We start from the raw sequence: 20,218 nt of genomic DNA on the forward strand, positions 1-20,218 counted from the left end.
GCTATGGAAGTATCTCCACTTACGTCTGTAATCGAATAATAAAAATGATCTACGCCTGTAAAACCTGTTTTTGGTGTGTAAGTAATAACATCATCTAAAGGGCTTTCTGTACCTTTTGTATCTACTATAACAGTGCCTTGTTCACTTGCACCTGATAGTGTACCATTTAAAAATGTTAAACCATAATCTGCTGCTCCATCTGTTCCAAAATCATCTGCTCCATTTCCATTATCTGCTAAAACATCTAAATTTGTAGTTGTGTTTTGAGCTACTGTAATGGCATCGCCTTTTGCAAATGCAACTCCATTTACTGGTTCTACATATTCTATATATATATCTACTGTTGCTGTTGCTGTTAAACCATTTTGATCAGTAATAGTGTATGTAAAACTATCTTGCCCTGTAAAACCTCCTGATGATGTATATGTCATTAACGAAGCTGTTGCAGAAACTGGAAAACCTTCTGCACTTAATTGATCATAAGATGTAATCGTTGTTCCTGGTGAATCATTAAGTAACACATTTAAATCTGTTGTTGCGTCTTTACTTACTAAATAATAATCATCTGCTGCAACTGTAACTTCTTCTAAAGGCTCAATTTTTAAATAATCGATAACCATTGTATGTGTTCCACCCCAATTAAAACCACCTGCCCATGGTAATTGTCTAAAACCGAAAATTACTTCTGCTGTATTCGTAGCAATGTTAGAGGTAATTGTTTCTTGTAAAACTCCATCTATAAAAAAGTCAATTTTATTAGATCTCCAATCTATTGTATAGATGTGAAATTCATCATCTATCAGAGATATTTTTTCATTTTGTCCATTTACGACTGCTTTTTTAGTTCCAGTAAAAGGACGATTTGTATTTTCGTTAGCATTTCTCCAAGTATTAAACCTTGCATCTGTCCAACCACCATCATTAGGTAATGTTGCATGTGCAGGAACAGCCAAATCTCTTGCCACTAACTCTAAATCTACTTCATTAAAAGTTGATCCTTGTTGCTCATAAGTAAAAAGAAATGAAACCAAACCACCATCTACAACAGCTCCTTTCATTCTAACTTCAAGTCGATGATTTTCGCCTACTCCACCAAATATTAAGGCTTGATATGGATGAATCCAATCTAAATCATTACTAATGTCTGCATCTACAGTAACATAAGCATTTCCATCTCCTGGAATAAACTTATTCCAAGTATCTTGTGTTGGATGAATTTCATTATAAAACATCCAGTAAGAACCATTGGGTGTATTTGTTGGAGAACCTGCAGAAGTAAAATCTTCGAAATAATTCACCGAATTTCCGTTAACTTGAGCAAACGAACTCAATGATAGTAGGGTTATAAAAAGCAACTTTAATGTAAAAGTATTAACTGCTTTTTTAGCATAAACGAGGGTATTTTTTTTAATCATTAGGGGGATATTAAAAATTTTAGAAAAATTTGTTTGACACGATAAGGACTAGATATCTTGCGATAAACTAATACTAACTTTATTTAACGATAAAAAATTTTGTGTAAACTGATGTATAAACATCAAAACGAAGGTGGTTTTTTTAATCATAGGGGGTTTAGTTTAAAAAAAATTATATAATTCTGAAAATTACTTTCATTTTCAGTTTACAAACATAGTAATAAAAAATAATAATTCACATAATTTTAGTAAAATATTTTAAAATATTATTGATTACCCTCTAAAAAAAAGAAGTTTTTGCTTTAAAACGGGTATTTCCAAATAAAATTTTAGTGAAAAAAAAGAATTAAAATTCAATTTTAACTATAAATATTTTCAAAAATATAGGCTATTGAATAAATATTGTTGATTTTTCTATTGATTATATTATTGAATCAAAGCAACGTATAGGTTTGATAAGAAATGGATAGTTAAAGGAAATCGTTTATTCTTTGATAATTTTACTAATAAATTCTTTGCCCTTTAAAAAGTAAATTCCAGCAGAAATTTTAGAAAAATCTATTTTTTGATTGTTCATAAAATCGTGGAAATAGTGAGTAGAAATCAATTTTCCTTGTATTGAGAAAACCTCAACTTTGGTAAGTTTTAATGCTGAATTATCAAAAAATAATTCATTTTTTACAGGGTTTGGATATGCAAACAGTTGAGTTTCAAGATGAATTTCATTGACAGATAAAGTGCTTTTTAAAACATGCTCTAAAGCATCATTTGCCATTAATTGCGCATTATGAGCTACACCAGAAACCTCATCCTTTTGCCAATTAAAAGCGGTATTTAGACTTTGTGATGTGGTTTGACTTTCAGTAAAAAAGTAACGCCCTCTTACTAATCTATTTAATCCTTGCTGATTGTCTACAACTGTATTATGTCTTAAACCTGCAGAATTTGGATCGGTATCATTTAAACCTAAATGCACAATTAGTTTTTTAGAAAAAGCGGCTTTTAAATCGTTGGTTGGTAGTTGTCCTTTATTTAGTCCGTAAGGAAAATCTACTGAAAATTCTGGAACTGTGTACCAACCAGCATTCGAACAAACTGCAATATCTAAATTACTGTTGGGTACATACATTACAAAACGATGCAAAAATTGTGCACCAGCAGAATGTCCCCAAGCATTGTATTTTTGTTGTGTTCCAGAAACAGCGGTTTTTATGCGCGTAAATAAAGGATCTAAAACAGAAAAAGTCCATTCGTCTTTAGAGTTAAAGGTTGCTGCTGATGGATTATCTCCATCATCGAAAATATTTGCTAAATTATATGCATCTCCAGTAGAAAATTGTGCGTCAGAAAATTCTGGTGCAAATACCATAAACTTATTGGCATTTGCCATCGAAATCCAATAATCTCTGTAATCATCAGCATTTCTCTCTACACCATGAAAAGACATTAAAATTGGCATTGTTTTTACATCTCCATTTGGAATATGGTAAAAAACCTTAATCGATTTAGAACTTAAGGCACCAGAAGGCACATAAGTAAAAGATCCTGTTGTATTTGGAGTTAAATTCTGACCAATTAAGGGTAGAAAAAAACAACCAAATAGCGCAACCAAAAACCATTTTCTCATTAGAATGTAATTTGGAATAACACATCAAATTGATTCGTTTCTAAACCAATAGCTGGATTTAAACTTGTATATGAAGTTTGTACTTTTAAACTGTTGCCCACAAAATATTTAGACAAGCCAAAAGAATAGGCACTTGCTTTTTGTACAATAGAATTTACATTATTCAAAAATTCTGGATTTGTGTTTTCATAACGAACATCGAAACTAAAACCACTTTGAGTTACATAACCTGCCTGTATATTAAAACTATCTCCTAAAGCTAAAAACTGGCTAATTTGAGTTGGTGCTAAAATTTGTGTAGCATTGGCATCTGTGAAGGTAATATCAATATTAGAAGCAGTTGTATTTACATACTCTCCCAATAAAGAAAACCCTTGATACTTAAATAAGATATCTGCATAAATTTGGGTGTAATCTGGATAATTATTTAAACCATTTGCATCGTATAAAATATAATCTCCATGACCTTCGCCAACAGCATTACTTGCTCCATTATTAATACTTGCAGCAGCTCCAATAACAAATTTTAATTTTTCTTCGTGCAACAAATCTGTACTTGTTAAATCGTTTCCAGCTTTAAAAAAACCTAAAGGATACAAGTCTAGACGTCCACCATATTTTATGCCTCCTAAATCTGTATCTCTAGAGGTTGCTCCAAAAGAGTTTCTTCCATCTCCAGAAGTTACTGCAAACATGGGTGCAATTCCAAAAGAATCGCCAAATTTAGAGCTTACAAAAACACCCAATTCTCTTCCTGTATTACTAAAATTATTACTTAAAAAACTACGATTTGTAAATTGCAAACGGTCTTCTCTATACATCATTTCTCTATTGTTTAAAAACGTTTGTTTTTGCCCAACAGTAATGGTTAAAAATTCGTAAGGATGATAAGCCATCCAAGCGTCTAGTAAAGGTTCTGGTAAACTATAATCTAACTGAAACAAAAAACTCACTTTTTCTTTTACTGCATTTCCGGAAAATTGCAAGTAAGTTCTTCTGGAATTGTATTGGTTTTCTCTTTCTAAACCATTTGTTTTAGATGATATAAAACTTGGCTGAATAAAACCTCCCAAATTAAATTGATAGTTACCATCATTTAAAGAAAAATTTAAACCCCCACCTAAATTAAAATCTACTTGATTTCTTGCAGCTGTTTTATCTCCATCTTGTTCTTTGTCTTCATCATCATCTTGAGCCATTGCAAAAAAAGGAATACAAACACATAAAAAAGTACAAAGTGTTATCCTGTAATTAAAGTTCTGAAATCGTTTCATATTCAATTGTATTTATTTCTTTTAATTTAAAATTCTATATATTGGTAATGTTGCTCCTTTTTTGGTTTCTAAAAGTCCAAAACCTACAAAACTATTGGATGCTTCTGGCTCTAAGAGCTCTATCACTATATTTGCTCTTTTTTGATTCATCATCACTTTATAAGTACCTTTTTTAAAAGTTTTTTTCTCTTTTGTTATTTCGGTTCGTACATCTTGCTGATTAATTTGTTCGTATTTTTTATAATCTTTATCATAATAAGTTATGGTATAAGACTCAGCCATTTTTTCTTCATCTTTTTCTAGTTGATGAACTTCGACACCTAGAACTCTCATTTTTTCGACAAGCATTTTTTGACTCTCATCTAAATAATAAGCAACTGGTCTTTTTCTTACTAAAGATGGTTCTACTTTAGAGGATGTTCTTTTTCTTATTGCTACATCAATTATTTCTTCTGTATTTAAATCTATCATTTGAATTTTATCATTAAAAACAGCTCTTTTATGTGTTACAACAACATCTTCTTTTTGATTGTTAATTGCTTTTTTAATTTCCTCTCTTACTAAAGATTCGTTTTTAATGGCTGTTTCTAAATAAGAAATTGCTACTGAAAAAGTAATAAAAACTCTTCGTCTAAATGATGTTTTTCCAATACCAACTCCTCTAACTTCGAGTAAGGTTGCAATTACATTTGTTAAAGAATAATTGGTTACACTTGATCTTGAATTTAAAGAACCTTCATTAAAAATAACATCTCCATTATAATCTGCAGTTGAAATATATGGACGCGTTCTAAACCCTTTATCTTTTAGAGTTTCCATAGCATTTTTAACAAATACGTTTTCTGTGAAGTTTCTTAAATTTTCTGGTACGTTTAAATTTCCTGTGTTTAAAAACATAGCGTCGTAAAGTGTTGCTAATCCAAAATCGCCCATCTTTGCAAAATCTCTTCTAAAGGGTCTGAACTCATGAAAATCAACAGCAATTTCTGGGTTAAAAGTTACAAATGCGTTTTTTAACACTATGCTTTCTGGAGCCATTAATTTGGTTTGATCTCTATTTAAATCTAAACCATTTGCAGCATATCTATCTTTCTTTAAATAACCATCAATATTTGCCATTGGCACAATTGCCAGCTCAATATTATCTAAAATAGCTTTGTATTTTTCGTTATTTAATAGTTGATAAATTAAATACAACATTCCTTCTGTACTTGCAGATTCGTCTCCATGTAAACCTCCTTGCATCCAAACTCTAATTTTTTCTTTTTTGTTTGGGTTTGATAAAATAACCATAGGAATTTTATGTTTATTTTGAGATTCACCTATGTAAGCTACTATGATATTATTAGAGTGTTTTGTTTTTAAATCGTTTAAATAATCCCATAATTCTTTATAATTTGTGTAGCCATTTTCTTTTTTTAAAGCTGGTGTTACATTTTCTACAGATGTAATATCAGGAAAAAAAGTTTCTGTTATGTTTTTAGATTGTGGACTTAATTGCGCAGCTATTGGCAATGAAATCAATAAAATAAATAGTGTATATATTGTTTTTTTCATCCTTTAAAAAGCTAATGTTAGAATTAATCTGAAGATTTTCTCGTTTTCAAAAGTTACGGTGTCTTCATTAGTTGTAATTCCTTTACCACCATCTGCAATTGAATAAGAAGCCTGAATTTTTGCACCATAACTTCTAGATAAGAATTTAGTTACTCCGAAAGTGTAGTGATTTGGTCTGTTAAAAAAAGCTGGGTTGTTTAAAAAAGAGTTTTCATCTGATTCTATGTGCGTATATCTAGCATCTAAAGAAAAATTATTTTTGAATAAATAACCCATTTGAATATTGTAGGCTTGTCCTAAAATTAACTGTCTTCTAACATATTCTTCTGGTGTATAATCTCTAAAATCTGGAGAAGTTGGGGTTACTCTACCTCTAAACCTATTGGTAAGCACACTTGGATCATCACCTAAATAATCATTTCTTAAATTAATATCATCTGGCACTGTAGCTGTACTTTTAACAAATTCACCTAAAACTGAAAAACCTTGATATTTAAAAAGAAAATCGACTCCAAATTTAGTATAGTTTGGTAAAGATTCCTCACCATCATCTAAGGCTCCATTATCATTGGCATCGTTTAAATAAATTATACGACCACTGTCTCTACCTCTTCTGCTCGTCATTCCATTATTAAGACTGTAATGAGCACCAATTACAAATTTTGGAGCGCGTTCCCTAACAATATCTGATTGGCGAAATTGACCAAAATTTGTAAACGTACCAAAGGGCAAAAAATCTACACGACCTCCAACTTTTAAACCTCCTCTATCTTTTCTAAACACATTTGGACCATCACCAGTTGTTAATACAAAATAGGGTCTCAAAAAACTACCCCCACCAGTTTTAAAGTTGCCTCTTACAAATAAACCAAACTCTCTAATAGTTGCAAAAGCAGATGTTAATCTACTTCTTTCTACCAGTTGTAGGGCATATGAGTTCATAAAAAGTTCTCTATTGTCTGTGTAAGTTGCTCTTTGACCAAAACTTATATTAATTCTTTTAGTTAAGGAATATTCTATATACGCATCTAACAAGTAGAGATTTTGAGCATCATCATCTACTTCATTTGCTCCACCTAAATCTACCTGAAAACGATAACTAAATCGTTCGTTTGAAGAGTTACCAGACAAACGTAACCGCATTCTTCGCATTCTATAACGATTTGCTGTTTCGTCTAAATTCGAATAACTTTTAGATTCAAAATAGGGTTGCAAATAACCTTCAATTTTAAATTTAGCTCCTTTATTGTTATCAAAAGTTATTCCTTCTCCAAAAGTATAGCTATTTAATTCTGTGTCTTGTGCTGCTAAATTTAGACAACTCAAAACACCCATCAATGTAAAAAAAATTCTTACTATTTTCATACGATTTTGTTTCATATTAGCTTTCAAATGTTCCTTTTACAATAATTTCTGCATCTCGCATTAATTGTTTTCCGTTGGCAAAAACATCTGTTAATTTAAAATTGTTATCAAAAAAACATAAATCTGCATCACAACCTACTTCTACTTTTCCTTTGTGTTGCAAACCTAAATTTCTGGCAGGATTTGTAGTGATTAATTTAAATGCCTCTTCAATTGCCAAACCACCTTTTTGAATTAGTAAAATGGTTTCTTCTAAATTTTTATCTATAGGTGCTTTTCTAACTCCAATTTCATTTTTGTTTTCATCAAACTTTGTTAACCCAGCATTACCATCAGAACTAAAAGTCATATTTTCTATAGATGCTCCTTGTTCTAATGCATATAAAACAGATTTATAAGGAGCTGTGTATTGAGATGCACCAGTTGTAATATCTATAATTCCACCCATTTTTGCGAACTTAATTCCTTCATCAAAAAGTGCTTTTGTTCTGCCTAAATGTGTTGGAGAAATATGTTCGATTGGAAATTTATATTTTTCTACCAGCTCAAAAAGTGGATCTAATTTACTTTCCAAACCTCCTAAATGAACGTGTAAAATTCCTTTTTTCTGGCTTAAAAAGCCACCAACTCTAACATCTCTTAGTTTTCTTAATAATTCTTTTGCTGTTGGGTAGGATGATCGAACATCGCTAATAGCAATTTTACATCCTAAAACCTTATCAATAAAAACCATATCATCTTGTATGGATTTTGTTATTGTTAAAGAATCTACACCATAATAACCGCAAAACATATAGGCAGAAATACCTTCTTGCTCTAATGCTTTTGCTTTTGCATACAAGCTTTTTATATCTCTAGCTGTTCCATCTGTTCCCAACAAACCTACTACAGTTGTAGAACCACAAGCAATTAATTCTGATAAACTTATTTCTGGTGTCATAGATGCAAAACCCTGCTTACCACCTGCACCATTAATATGTATATGTTGGTCTATTAACCCAGGAGTTACTATTTTTTCTTTTGCATCAATAACTAGAACGTGCTCGTTTTTAAAACTATCTAAATTATTCCCTATTGCTACAATTTTTTTATCAGCAATTAAAATGTCTTTTTTGCCCAATTTTTTTGGGGAATAGAGTTGCGTATTTTTTATTAATGTAAGCATATGTTATATATAATGATACATTAGCATAATGGCTAATGCCACAGCTAAGGGGATTAAATTTCTTTTTACAATATCTATTGTAGTTACTTTGGCAATTTCGGCTGTTGCAATAATAACACCTGCAACAGGTGATACTGTTCTTCCCATTGATGCTGATAATTGCATAGGAAGTATAATAGTGCTACTCTCAACACCTAAAGTTTTAGCTATTTTCGGAACAAGTGGGCCAAATGCAAAAAAAGATGCATTACCACTTCCCATTAGCATAGATGCTAAAAATATCATTATAGACATAATAACTCCAATACCAATTGCTCCAAAACCAATATTTTGTGCAAGTGCTAAAAGACCATCAATAAAACCTAAGCTTATTAGCCCTTTTGCAAAAATGTCTGCAGTAATTATTAAAGTAACAACCGTTTTAAAAATATTACCCATTCCATTCCAAAAAGTTTGTAAAGAATTAAGAACATTGTTTATTTTTTTTGTTCGAATCAATTCAAAAATTAACGCTGCAAACAAACTTATAAACATAGCTGTAGTTGTATCTAAAATAATAGGTGTTTTAAATAAATTAAAAATTTTAGAAAAAACAATCAACAATATGATAGGTAAAATTGGAATGATGGCATAATAAATAGGAACCTTCAATATTTTTTCTTCCGTTTTTTCTACAATTTCAATAAGATTATTTTTTTTATCAAAATATCGATTTACAAAGAAGTAAGTAATCATCATTGAAAGACTTAATGGTAAAACCAATGGAATTTGATAATGTAAAAAGAAAGTTATTACAGGAATTTCTGATATGGTTGTTGCACTCACAGATATTGCTGATGCAGGCCCAATACCAAAAGCCGTTGCTGCAGTAATTACAGAAACTGCTGATAGCCTGCTTACGCCCAAATTAACTAATATAGGAAATAAGGATGCCATTAAAAGCAAACTTAAACCTGCTGCTGAGGGTATAGCTACAAAAAGTAATTGACCAATAGGAATAACCATAGAAGCTGCTATATATGGGTATTTTCTTAATAATTTTAAAGGTTTCATGGCTACATAAACGAGTGCTTCTGAAGCGCCAATTTTATCAATATAGGCAACAAAACCACCAATTGACATAATCATTAAACCAACTCCTGCATTTGTTTCACTAAATGATTCTTTAATATATCTAAACAAATCAAAGCCTGCAAAACCAGTTGGGTTTTCTAAACTTGGCATTTGATAACTTAAAATTTGAGATATTACCAACATTGCCAAGCCAGACAGTAACAAAACCGCATGCGGATTGTACTTTTTTAATAAAAGCTTTGCAACTAGTACAACAAATACTAGTGATATGATAACCCCCAAATAATGCATAAAGTTTTTAATTATTTAAAAAAGCGATCCATCTAATTTGGTTCCTGGAGAAAATAATTTGCCATTTGCCTCAGGTATTCCTGCATGCTGTGCAAAATCTCCTGTTAAATCTGGGCTTCTGGTATAAGCTTCATCTGGATTTCCAGATAAAGGATATGTATCAAAAACAACGACCACATTTCCATTGGTATCTCTCATTGTCATGATATCACCAGAATTTGTAATATTTAACAATCCTTCTGAAGCAGTTTGTACAAGTGCACCACCAAAATTACCTGTTGGTGTTCCTCCACCAAATAAGACTAAAACTTTGTTTACTCCCAAAACTGTTCCTGTTGGAAAAGTGTGTCTGAAACTAGATTCGTCTGAAACTGTGTAACCAGAAATATCTATTTGAGGTCCTGAATTAAAAAATTCTATGAACTCATCTTCATTGGCATTTCTTGTTCCATCTCCATTGGCATCTCCATCTGCACCTGAAGCAGGATCATACAAAACTTCGTTGATTAAAAAACCTAAAAATGGACAACCATTATTACTAGGGTCTCCAGCTAAATTTGGGCAATCGTCATTGCTATCTAAAACCCCATCATTATCTGAGTCTGCATCATCATCTAAAACAGAAATTTGTAAGGTTGAGTTTCCTAAGTTTAAAAAACTTGAAGTTTGACCGAAATCTAAAACCAAGGTTTCTACTCCTTCTATTTGTTGATCTTGCAATCCTGTAACTGTAATTGAGCCAGAACTTTGGCCAGAATTAATTACAATTTCTGAAGCTGATAAAGAATAATCTGATGATAGTGTTGCAGTACCAGATGTTAAAATTGGAATAGAAACATTTTCTGATGCAACTGTATTAATTGTAGCTGTTAAAATTAAGGTTCCATTTGCTTCACTTAAATTGTCTTTATCTGTAGATAATTCAATAGTTGGTAGAATATCTTCTGTTGTACAAGATGTTTGCAATAGAAATATTGCAAACATCATAGAGAAAAACATATTCGGAAAATGTATTCTTTTCATTATTTTAAAAATTTAAATTTGATGTTAATTTACCAATAACTTTTTGGTAGATTTTTTATCTCCTTGTGAAATTTGTACAAGATACAAACCTGTATTTAAGCTAGAAATATTTATTTTATTATCTGTAATTTTTTGATTACTAATTTGTTTTCCTAAAACATCAAAAATAATTACACTAATAGCTTCACTTGAATTTGTAATTATTTTAACATAACTGTTTGAAGCTTTTATCGGGTTTGGATATAGGTTTAAACCATCTATACCAAAACTATCATTAGACAATACAGCTCCATCTAATTTTAATCCCGGAGAAAAAAGTAAACTTGCATTCGCATCTGTATGCAATACAAAATTACCTGTTAAATCTGGGCTTCTAGTAACAGATTGGTTTTGACTATGACTAATACCTGTTGATGAGCTACTATATACTAAAGCAATAACATTACTTGTGTTTTTAATTGTAATTATATCACCACTGTTTGATAAATTAAGTTCGGGTGAAGCGCCTTCTGATGCTGTTTGTACAATTACATCTCCAAAATTTCCTGTTGGTGTTCCTCCACCAAATACTACCAATGCACTTTTTGCAGGTATAATTGTTTGTGCTGGAAATATATGTCTTGGCTCATCAGTTCCTAAAGAAAAAGCATCAAACAATTTGTATCCACTAATATCTAAAGGAGCATCTGAAATATTAAAAAATTCAATAAATTCATCTTGAGCAGCATCTCTTACTCCATCTCCATTAGCATCGCCTTCTAAGTCTGTAGCTGCTGCACCTGCAGGATCGAATAAGACTTCGTTAATAATTAATGGAATACATGCAGGACTTACTACAGTTGTGCTTAAATTACAAACCCCACCATTTGCAGTATCTTTTACAGTTACTGTAATGTCTGTACCTTCTGCGATTCCAGAAATTTCTATAGTACCTGTTACTGCTGATGTTGGGCTATCTCCTCCAATAGTTCCAGAGGTAGTTGTTATTACAAACGTTTTACCTGTGTTACCTCCAGCAAAATCAATATACGCAGTGTATGTGTCGTCGGTTGCGCCTGCTGTAACTGAACTACAAGAGGTATTTACATCTCCCAAAGTAGTTGTACAAGTTGCTGCTGTTGGTGTCCATCCAGAACCAGAACCTAAAGAATAAGTACTGCCCAATGTTGCAAAATAAGTTTCTAAATTTGTACTCGCTGCATTTTGACAAGACGTATGTGCATCTAAATCGTTTTCTGCAGTAATATCCCAATGAGATCTGTCCCAAACACCAAGATCTGGAATTCCTGTTTTTCTGGTTGCAACAGCGTCATTATGGCTCCATGCATCTGCAGTTCCATCTTCAGCATCTGCATCTGTTTCTGTTTTACCAAACTGACTCACAACTGTACCATTTAATACAATTTGGTAACCATCATCACCATTTGTTGCAGTACTTGTAACAACTGTATTTGTTGCATCAAAGGTTGTATTTGGGAATTCTGCTTCCATTAACGCAATGTCTCTTACAATGTAAACAAACTTATTTGATACTGTTCCTAAAGCAGAAATATCTATTTGATTAGCAGACCAAGCACCACCATTATTCATGTAATTTAATATAACATCCGTAGAAAAATTTACTGTACCATCTACATAAAGTTCAACAGATTTTACGAAGGGGTCTGCGCAACCAGCTTCGATAACTTTAGTAATTGTAACATTTTGAGAAAATGCATTTAATGAAATAAATAAAAATAAAAAGTAAAGTTTTTTCATGATATGTAAGTTTATTTTAATAATAATCTTTAAAAATAAAACGAAACAAAACCAAAACTAGATACCAATTAAATAAAATATTTAATACCAATTATGTTTTACTAGTTTATCCAATAATATTTACAAGTTTTTTTACTTTTCTTTCTAAAATATTTTCTCTTACAGCAGAATACCCCAATATTATTCCCTGTTCTTTTTTATTACCAATAAAACATTCACTTAAAGAATGAACATTAATGTTTGCTTCTTTTAACTTATTAATAATTTCTGCTTCTTTATCTTCTGGGACTTTATGATTAAATTTTGCAACCAAATTAAGACTTGTAAAAGATTGATTGCCAATAGACATGGTTTTACTTTTTTGAAATTCTTTTAAAAAAAGCGCTTGTCTTTCTTGAGATACTTCCATTAAATTTTTTAAATGCTGGTATAAATAATTTCTTTCTATAAATTGATTCATAACAGTTTGAACTGATGGTGCAACAAACCTATGAGAATGTTCTTGCAATGCTTCTACTGCCTTTATTAAATATTTTGGCACAATCATATAACCTAAACGTATTGAAGGATGCAACAATCTGTTAAAAGTACCCATGTAAATAGTTCTGTCTTCTGTATCTAAACTATAAATACTTGGTATTTTATTTAAATGATTTGCTACTTCATTTTCATAGTCATTTTCTATGATGAATGCTTTGTTGATGGATGCCCAGTTTAAGAGTTCTTTTCTTCTTTTTAAACTCATTTTTGTCCCTAAAGGATAATGATTGGAAGGTGTTACATGCACCAATTTTGGTTTTAAATGATTTAATTCATTCATTTTTTGGATGCTAATTCCCTCATCATCTAAAGAAACTGGCAAAAGATTGGCCTGCAAACTTCTAAATAACGAATGCACATTTGGAAAGGCTGGGTTTTCTAAAATTATATTATCCCCTTTATCAACCATAACACTCCCAATTAAATACAAAGATTGTAAAGAACCAGAAACCACCATTATTTGGTTATAATCGCACTTTATATTTCTACTAACATTTAAATAATTACTGATACTTTTTTTTAATGGATCTATTCCTGTTGATCTTTCATAAGACAATGCCGAAGATTTTACATATCTCCAATATGTATTTAATAAATTTTTCCACCTGTTTATTGGAAAGATATCTAAAGGCGGAATACCTGGTCTAAAAGCCACACTAGAAGCTGGAACTCTATTAATTAAAGAAAAATTGTCTAAAAAAGAATTTCCTTTTCCAGACATTTCTGGATATAAATTGCTATCAATTTTTGATTTTTCTTTACCATCACTATTTTTTTCATTTACATCATAATTTACAACAAAACCAGAACCTACTTTAGAAATGACTAATTTTTCTAATTGTAATAATTCGTAAGATTTAACGATTGTTGTTCTAGAGAGTTTAAGTTCTTCTGCCAAAACTCTGGTAGAAGGAAGTAACCAATTATTAGGTAATTCGATATTTTCAATACAATCTTTAATGGCCTTGTAAAGTAAGATATACTTGTTTTTATAAATGGATTTTTGTTGTTTTTCTAATGATTTTTTAATTCTTCCGATTGTAAAATCAAAATTGGTATTCATAATTTATATAAATTGGTATTGCTAAAGTAATAAAAAATAAACGTCCTTTATTTTTCTCTTAGATAATTAAATTAGAAATGAGCAAGCATCTATTTACAGAGGTAATTTTTAAACTCTTTTTATTACTTTTAGTTGTAAGTTGTGGAAATTTAAAATCACAAAACCAAGAAACTTCGAGAGAAATTAAAGAGTATTTATTGCAAAAATTTGATGAGCTACAAACTTTTTTGCAAAACCATGGCTCATCATCAATGATGGTTATAGTTGATGGAGAAGTTATTTTTAATTGGGGAAATGCCTCAGAAAAACACCTTATACATTCCATTCGAAAACCATTAATACACTCATTAATTGGAATTGCTGTAGCCCAAAAAAAAAATAATCTCTTTTTATCATAAAGGACTTAGCATGCAAATATTAGCAATTTATCCAGAATCTCAAATGATTATTGTGCATAGAATTAATACAGAAAATGGCTACTCTTATGATAAAAATAATTTAGAAAAAACATTGCAATTGGTTTTAGTGCAAAAATAAATTGATAGAAAAAACCCAATACAAATTCTTACAATGAAAAACTTAGTGCTTTTAAAAAACATAATTTTAGCATTTTTTATATCAAATTTACTTTTATCCTGTTCAGATGATCAAAAAATAATAAATAACATACCACTTGTGCCAAATGCGACCACAGTTGGTTCAGGTTTTTTTGAATTTATAAATAACGATAAGAAATTGAATATTTATTATCATATACCACAAAATGCAGCAAAAAACGCTTCAATTGTTATGGTTTTTCATGGTGCAGGAAGAAATGCCAAAGACTATAGAAATGCCATAATTGAAAAGGCGAACGCCTATAATTTTATAGTAATTACTCCAGAATTTTCTGAAACAAATTATCCTGGTGGAGATGGTTACAATTTAGGCAATGTTTTTATAGATGGTGATAATCCTTCGTTAAATACAATAAACCCTGAGAATGAATGGGCCTTTTCTGGGGTGGAAAACCTCTTTAATTTTACAAAAAATGAAATAGGCAACACATCAAAAACGTATCATATTATTGGTCATTCTGCTGGCGCTCAATTTGCACAAAGATTAATTATGTTTAAACCTGATAATGCCTATAATAAGGTAATTATTTCTGCAGGAGGTTGGTATACAGTGCCAAATTTTACTATTGATTTTCCTTACGGATTCGAAAAAAGTCCACTTGAAAATATAAATCTTACAAACTTATTTTCAAAATCCGTTTTTATACAAGTGGGTGAATTAGACAATAATTCAAATGATAGCAGCTTAAGAAGAAATCAATTTACAGATGCACAAGGAACGAATAGATTTCAAAGAGCTTATCATTTTTATAATAAATCTAAAGATTTAGCTGCTTTAAACAGCATACCTTATCAATGGAAAATACAAACCAATAAAGGTTTAGGTCACGATTTTAGAGCTGCTCTAGAAAAGGCAGCAGATATTATATTTAAATAGTAAAGTAACCATGAAAAAAAACATAGGATTAGTTTTAGGACCAGTATTATTTGTAATTATTATTTTATTCTTTAATCCTGATGGGTTAACCTCAGAAGCAAAAGCAGTATTGGCTTGTGCTGCTTGGATTGCTATTTGGTGGATTACTGAAGCAATTCCTATTGCAGTGACAGCTTTATTGCCAATCATTCTTTTTCCATTGTCTGGTGCTATGGGTTTGAATGATACAACTGCATCTTATGGTCATAAATACGTGTTTCTTTATATTGGAGGATTCATTTTAGCCATTGCAATTGAAAAATGGAAATTGCATAAAAGAATTGCGCTAACAATTATTAGAATTGTTGGAACCAATGTAAAAAATATCATTTTAGGGTTTATGATTGCGACTGCTTTTTTATCTATGTGGATTTCCAACACAGCCTCTGCAGTAATGATTTTACCTGTTGGAATGGCAATTATTTCGCAATTAAAAGATAATCCTGCAACTATAGAAAACGAAAACAGCATTTTTGCTAAAGCTTTAATGTTAGCAATTGCTTACAGTGCATCCATTGGTGGTATGGCTACTTTAATTGGTACACCACCAAATTTAGTTCTGGCAGGTGTTATAAAACAAACCTATAATATTGAGATTTCTTTTTCTCAATGGTTTATGTTCGGCTTTCCAATAGCCATTATTTTACTGGTAATTTGCTGGTTATATTTAACACGTTTTGCCTTTACATTTAAACAAAATGAATTTCCTGGAGGAAACAAAGAAATTAAAAGACAACTTAAGGAATTGGGCGAAATTTCTTATGAAGAAAAGGCTGTTTTTTTAGTGTTTTTAGCCACGGCTTTTTCTTGGATTACAAGATCGTTTTTACTAGAAAGTTTTATTCCTAAAATTGATGATACCATAATTGCTGTTTTCTTTGCTGTTTTACTTTTTATAATCCCTTCAAAAAATAAAAGCGAGAAGCTTATGAACTGGGAAGATGCTGTTAAATTACCTTGGGGTATTGTATTACTTTTTGGAGGTGGAATGGCGTTGGCATTAGGTTTTGAAACCAGTGGCTTGGCAGTTTGGATTGGCGCCCAAATGACATCTTTAGGTTCAGTACCTTTATTTTTATTATTACTTATTTTAATAACTTCCGTTAACTTTTTAACGGAAATAACTTCTAATTTGGCAACTACAGCAATGTTATTGCCTGTGCTAGTTTCTTTAGCTTCTGCTATTGGAGTTCATCCTTACTTTTTGTTAGTAGGTGCCACTGTTGCAGCTTCATGCGCATTTATGCTTCCAGTTGCTACACCACCAAATGCAGTGGTATTTGGCTCTGGTTACTTAAAAATAGAAGATATGTTTAAAAAAGGCTTCGGAATGAATATCATTTCCATTATTTTATTAACCTTAATCGTATATTTTGTGCTTCCTTTACTGTGGGATTTCAGTTGATAAATTAAGCACTTTAAAGTAGTTAAACAGCTATAAAATCTTTTGAAATTTAATAAAAATAGGCCAATTTTCTTTGCTTAAAAAGGTGGAAAGAATTTAAAACGGAAGTAAAACGAATATTAAATTTTATTTTCTTTTAACGTATATATTATAAATCAATCCTGTTAAGATTAATAAAATACCCAATAAAGTCCAAAAATTATATATTTCTCCAAACCAAGAGGCACCAATAATTATGGTAAAAATAACTTCTAAATACTTTAGAGGTGCTACTAAATTTGTCTCATTTGCTTGAAATGCTTTTGTCATATATAATTGACCTATATAACCAAAAATACCCAAACTTAATAAGAAAATCCATTCTGTAGATTCTGGGGTTCTCCAATTATTAATTGATAAAATTCCGCCGAAAACAAAAGCTAAAACCATAAAATAGTTGATAATAACTAAAGGGTTTTCTTTGTCTCCAATTTTACGAATTAATACAAAAACAAAACCATGAAATAATGCTGATATAAAAATGAAAAGTAAGCCAATAGAATTTACATCAGAGCCAAAACCTTTGATGATTAAAACTCCAATAAATGCTAATAAAAACAAAAACCATTGAATGGTTTTTATTTTTTCTTTTAATAAAAAAAAAGCTAAAATAGCAGCAAAAATGGGTGAAGTATATCTTAAAGAAACTGCTGTACCCACTGCTAAATAATTTAAAGATTGAAAAAAACATGTTAACGAAATAACACCTACAATACCTCTAATTAATAAGAGTTTTTTGTTTGTACCTAAAATAGGCACTTTGTATCTAATAATTAATGGAATCGTAAAAAACAAGGTTCCAATAGATCTAAAGAAAACAATTTGATAGACATTAAATTCATTTAAATATTTTACGAAAACATTCATAATTGCAAAAGCAATTACGCTAAAAATCATATAAAAAATGGCCTTATTTTGTTCCATAAAATCTATCAAATATAAAAAAATAGTCGTTTCGTAGAATTTACAAAACGACTATCCCAAAAAAAATATTTTATCTTAAATTCCTAAGGCCTGGCCACCACCAACTTGTATGGTTTCTGCTGTAATAAAACTTGCATCTTTACTTGCTAAGAAAGAAACAACACCTGCAACATCTTCTGGTTGACCTAATCTACCTAACATAATATTGTTTGCCCAAGAAGCAAATACTTCTGGCTTTGTAGCTTTAATTTGAGCATGAAATGGTGTATCTATAGTTCCTGGAGAAACTGCATTTACTCTTATACCATATTCTGCTAAATCTTTTGCTAATGCTCTTGTAATTGCATGCACACCTGCTTTAGATGTTCCGTAAATTCCTGCTCCAGGTCCACCAGCATTCCAACCTGCATTAGATGTATAATTTATGATTGATGCATAATCACTTTTCCTTAAAAAAGGAATTGCTGCTCTTGAAGCAAAAAATGTTGAATCGAGATTTAAAGCCATTACAAATCTGTAAAATTCGGTAGTCATTTCTTCAAATCTAGATCTTCCTCCTAAACCACCTGCATTATTAACTAACACATCAATTTTACCATATTTATTACCAATTGCATTAATATTTGAGGTTACATCTTCATCTTTTGTTACGTCAAAACCATAATATTCTGCCTTAATTCCTTCTGCAGTTAGCTCTTTAACTTTTTCTGCACCAGCTGCATCATCAATACCATTTAATACAACAGTAAATCCATCTCTACCTAATCTTTTTGCAACTTCAAATCCAATACCTCCTGTAGCTCCTGTTATAACAGCTATTTTTTCATTTATTTTACTCATGTTATTTTTATTTTTATTTCTTATTTTTCTTTTAAGGGTTCAATTTTTGGGCATAACAACCAAACAGCAAGTAGTGCAATTAGTGCTAGTGTACCTCCAATTAAAAATGCTGGTGTATAATTACCTCCTGTTGTTATAAATGTAACCAATATAGTAAGTCCAGCTGCGCCTAACTTAGCAGCCATACCAGCAAAACCAGATAGAGTTCCTACAATCTTACCACTAAACAGATCGCTTGGTAAAGTCTGAATATTTCCTATTGCTACTTGAAAGCCAAAAAGTAAAACCGCCATAATTATTACAGCATTGATAGCGGACCCTGGTGCTTTTAGTAGGAAAAAGCATGGAATCATCATTGCAACACCCAAAGTGATGGTTAGTTTTCTTGTTTTATCTACAGACCAACCAGATTTTATTCTATTTTTTGCAATTAAACCTCCAAATATAGCACCAATCATAGCTCCTACATAAGGTACCCAAGCTGAGAAAGCTATTTCTTTAACATCCATTCCAAAAACCTCTGACAAATAAATTGGTATCCAAACAATAAAGAGCCACCATATAGGGTCTATTGCAGCAGAAGATATTATAACTCCCCAGCTTTCTTTGTGCTTTAATAATTGACCAGTGGTAGGAGTATATTCTTTATCATCATCTCCAACCTTATTGATATCTTGATTTCTTTGACCAGAGAGAATGTACTTTTTTTCATCTTCTGTTAACCAAGGGTGAGATATAGGTGCTCCTTTAACCATATATAACCAAGGTAACAGCCATAAGAATCCAAGAACAGCAACAACTATAAAAATTGCTTGCCAATTAAAATATATAGATAATAAACCTATTATAGGATACGCTACTATACCACCAATTGATGCTCCTGAATTAAAGATTCCTTGAGCAAGTGCTCTCTCTGTAGTTGGAAACCATTCTGCATTTGCTTTTGCAGCACCTGGCCAATTACCAGCTTCTGCAATTCCTAATAAAGATCTAAATATTGAAAAACTAATAATTCCTTGAGCAAAAGCATGCAACATTGTTGCAATAGACCAAACGCCTATAGAAAGAGCAAAGCCTATTCTGGTTCCTATCCAATCGAAAATTTTACCAAAAAGAGCTTGACCTCCAGCATATGAAAGTATAAAAACTGTTGAAATAGTACCATAGATTGCTTTATGCCCATCTTTATCCATTTCTGGAAATAAATCATTTGCAATATTTGGCCAAAGTGCTCCAAATGCTTGTCTATCAATATAATTTATAACTGCAGCTAATGCTACAAGTCCAACTACCCACCATCTTAATCCTTTAATTTTCATATGAAT

At 31.1% G+C, this 20,218-nt stretch carries 17 protein-coding genes; 4 read left to right on the forward strand and 13 right to left on the reverse strand.

Annotated elements, in window-relative coordinates:
• The 10 genes from WAO74_RS00430 to WAO74_RS00475 all read right to left on the reverse strand — a co-directional run.
• The coding region (locus WAO74_RS00430; RefSeq protein WP_422158754.1) for an Ig-like domain-containing protein at positions 1-1,415 on the reverse strand (1,415 nt) is incomplete at its 3' end.
• Positions 1,416-1,899: 484 nt separating this feature from the next.
• Positions 1,900-3,042, reverse strand: coding sequence for a T9SS type A sorting domain-containing protein (locus WAO74_RS00435; RefSeq protein ID WP_422158756.1), 1,143 nt, complete (start codon positions 3,040-3,042; stop codon positions 1,900-1,902).
• Positions 3,042-4,316 carry a hypothetical protein gene (locus WAO74_RS00440; RefSeq protein WP_422158758.1) on the reverse strand — a complete coding sequence of 425 codons (1,275 nt, stop codon included), beginning with the start codon at positions 4,314-4,316 and terminating at the stop codon, positions 3,042-3,044. Before WAO74_RS00440 ends, WAO74_RS00435 begins: the two co-directional genes overlap by 1 nt.
• A gap of 21 nt (positions 4,317-4,337) precedes the next feature.
• Positions 4,338-5,873 (reverse strand): M14 family metallopeptidase, encoded by a 1,536-nt coding sequence (locus tag WAO74_RS00445; protein WP_422158760.1) that lies wholly within the window; start codon positions 5,871-5,873, stop codon positions 4,338-4,340.
• Between the two features lie 3 nt (positions 5,874-5,876).
• Positions 5,877-7,238 (reverse strand): porin, encoded by a 1,362-nt coding sequence (locus WAO74_RS00450; protein WP_422158762.1) that lies wholly within the window; start codon positions 7,236-7,238, stop codon positions 5,877-5,879.
• A gap of 16 nt (positions 7,239-7,254) precedes the next feature.
• A complete protein-coding gene (gene iadA / locus WAO74_RS00455) occupies positions 7,255-8,403 on the reverse strand; it encodes a beta-aspartyl-peptidase (RefSeq protein ID WP_422158764.1) in 1,149 nt (382 codons plus the stop codon).
• A gap of 3 nt (positions 8,404-8,406) precedes the next feature.
• Positions 8,407-9,768 (reverse strand): C4-dicarboxylate transporter DcuC, encoded by a 1,362-nt coding sequence (dcuC, locus tag WAO74_RS00460; RefSeq protein ID WP_422158766.1) that lies wholly within the window; start codon positions 9,766-9,768, stop codon positions 8,407-8,409.
• Between the two features lie 15 nt (positions 9,769-9,783).
• Positions 9,784-10,791 (reverse strand): lamin tail domain-containing protein, encoded by a 1,008-nt coding sequence (locus WAO74_RS00465; RefSeq protein WP_422158768.1) that lies wholly within the window; start codon positions 10,789-10,791, stop codon positions 9,784-9,786.
• A gap of 24 nt (positions 10,792-10,815) precedes the next feature.
• Complete coding sequence (locus tag WAO74_RS00470; RefSeq protein WP_422158770.1) at positions 10,816-12,549, reverse strand: T9SS type A sorting domain-containing protein; 1,734 nt, start codon at positions 12,547-12,549, stop codon at positions 10,816-10,818.
• Between the two features lie 106 nt (positions 12,550-12,655).
• Entirely contained in the window at positions 12,656-14,152 is a 1,497-nt protein-coding gene (locus tag WAO74_RS00475; RefSeq protein WP_422158772.1) for a PLP-dependent aminotransferase family protein, read from the reverse strand.
• A 77-nt stretch (positions 14,153-14,229) separates the two neighbouring features.
• Between WAO74_RS00475 and WAO74_RS00480 the strand changes: the two genes are divergently transcribed.
• Genes WAO74_RS00480 through WAO74_RS00495 form a run of 4 tightly spaced genes read left to right on the forward strand, consistent with a single transcriptional unit; the run spans position 14,230 to position 17,090 of the window.
• Positions 14,230-14,550: a hypothetical protein gene (locus WAO74_RS00480; RefSeq protein ID WP_422158774.1), complete on the forward strand. Its 321-nt coding sequence runs from the start codon at positions 14,230-14,232 to the stop codon at positions 14,548-14,550.
• 10 nt (positions 14,551-14,560) lie between these two features.
• Positions 14,561-14,689, forward strand: a complete 129-nt coding sequence (locus WAO74_RS00485; protein WP_422158776.1) for a hypothetical protein — start codon at positions 14,561-14,563, stop codon at positions 14,687-14,689.
• A gap of 33 nt (positions 14,690-14,722) precedes the next feature.
• Positions 14,723-15,646 (forward strand): hypothetical protein, encoded by a 924-nt coding sequence (locus tag WAO74_RS00490; protein WP_422158777.1) that lies wholly within the window; start codon positions 14,723-14,725, stop codon positions 15,644-15,646.
• Between the two features lie 10 nt (positions 15,647-15,656).
• Positions 15,657-17,090: an SLC13 family permease gene (locus WAO74_RS00495; protein ID WP_422158779.1), complete on the forward strand. Its 1,434-nt coding sequence runs from the start codon at positions 15,657-15,659 to the stop codon at positions 17,088-17,090.
• 126 nt (positions 17,091-17,216) lie between these two features.
• Here WAO74_RS00495 and WAO74_RS00500 read toward each other — a convergent pair whose 3' ends face one another.
• The 3 genes from WAO74_RS00500 to WAO74_RS00510 form a co-directional block, all read right to left on the reverse strand.
• The gene (locus WAO74_RS00500) at positions 17,217-18,053 is read right to left on the reverse strand and encodes a DMT family transporter (protein ID WP_422158781.1); all 837 of its coding nucleotides are present in this window, start codon (positions 18,051-18,053) and stop codon (positions 17,217-17,219) included.
• Between the two features lie 75 nt (positions 18,054-18,128).
• Entirely contained in the window at positions 18,129-18,893 is a 765-nt protein-coding gene (locus WAO74_RS00505) for an SDR family NAD(P)-dependent oxidoreductase (protein ID WP_422158782.1), read from the reverse strand.
• A gap of 20 nt (positions 18,894-18,913) precedes the next feature.
• Positions 18,914-20,212 (reverse strand): MFS transporter, encoded by a 1,299-nt coding sequence (locus WAO74_RS00510; protein ID WP_422158784.1) that lies wholly within the window; start codon positions 20,210-20,212, stop codon positions 18,914-18,916.
• Positions 20,213-20,218: the final 6 nt, after the last annotated feature.

The sequence above is a fragment of the Polaribacter sp. genome, assembly GCF_049276715.1.
Taxonomy (GTDB): Bacteria; Bacteroidota; Bacteroidia; order Flavobacteriales; family Flavobacteriaceae; genus Polaribacter.

Excerpts from the sequence above, each read along its gene's own strand:
- WAO74_RS00435 (WP_422158756.1), bottom strand. The coding sequence starts at position 3,042 with ATGAGAAAATGGTTTTTGGTTGCGCTATTTGGTTGTTTTTTTCTACCC.
- WAO74_RS00440 (WP_422158758.1), bottom strand. The coding sequence starts at position 4,316 with ATGAAACGATTTCAGAACTTTAATTACAGGATAACACTTTGTACTTTT.
- WAO74_RS00445 (WP_422158760.1), bottom strand. The coding sequence starts at position 5,873 with ATGAAAAAAACAATATATACACTATTTATTTTATTGATTTCATTGCCA.
- WAO74_RS00450 (WP_422158762.1), bottom strand. The coding sequence starts at position 7,238 with ATGAAAATAGTAAGAATTTTTTTTACATTGATGGGTGTTTTGAGTTGT.
- iadA (WP_422158764.1), bottom strand. The coding sequence starts at position 8,403 with ATGCTTACATTAATAAAAAATACGCAACTCTATTCCCCAAAAAAATTG.
- dcuC (WP_422158766.1), bottom strand. The coding sequence starts at position 9,768 with ATGCATTATTTGGGGGTTATCATATCACTAGTATTTGTTGTACTAGTT.
- WAO74_RS00465 (WP_422158768.1), bottom strand. The coding sequence starts at position 10,791 with ATGAAAAGAATACATTTTCCGAATATGTTTTTCTCTATGATGTTTGCA.
- WAO74_RS00470 (WP_422158770.1), bottom strand. The coding sequence starts at position 12,549 with ATGAAAAAACTTTACTTTTTATTTTTATTTATTTCATTAAATGCATTT.
- WAO74_RS00475 (WP_422158772.1), bottom strand. The coding sequence starts at position 14,152 with ATGAATACCAATTTTGATTTTACAATCGGAAGAATTAAAAAATCATTA.
- WAO74_RS00480 (WP_422158774.1), top strand. The coding sequence starts at position 14,230 with ATGAGCAAGCATCTATTTACAGAGGTAATTTTTAAACTCTTTTTATTA.
- WAO74_RS00485 (WP_422158776.1), top strand. The coding sequence starts at position 14,561 with ATGCAAATATTAGCAATTTATCCAGAATCTCAAATGATTATTGTGCAT.
- WAO74_RS00490 (WP_422158777.1), top strand. The coding sequence starts at position 14,723 with ATGAAAAACTTAGTGCTTTTAAAAAACATAATTTTAGCATTTTTTATA.
- WAO74_RS00495 (WP_422158779.1), top strand. The coding sequence starts at position 15,657 with ATGAAAAAAAACATAGGATTAGTTTTAGGACCAGTATTATTTGTAATT.
- WAO74_RS00500 (WP_422158781.1), bottom strand. The coding sequence starts at position 18,053 with ATGGAACAAAATAAGGCCATTTTTTATATGATTTTTAGCGTAATTGCT.
- WAO74_RS00505 (WP_422158782.1), bottom strand. The coding sequence starts at position 18,893 with ATGAGTAAAATAAATGAAAAAATAGCTGTTATAACAGGAGCTACAGGA.
- WAO74_RS00510 (WP_422158784.1), bottom strand. The coding sequence starts at position 20,212 with ATGAAAATTAAAGGATTAAGATGGTGGGTAGTTGGACTTGTAGCATTA.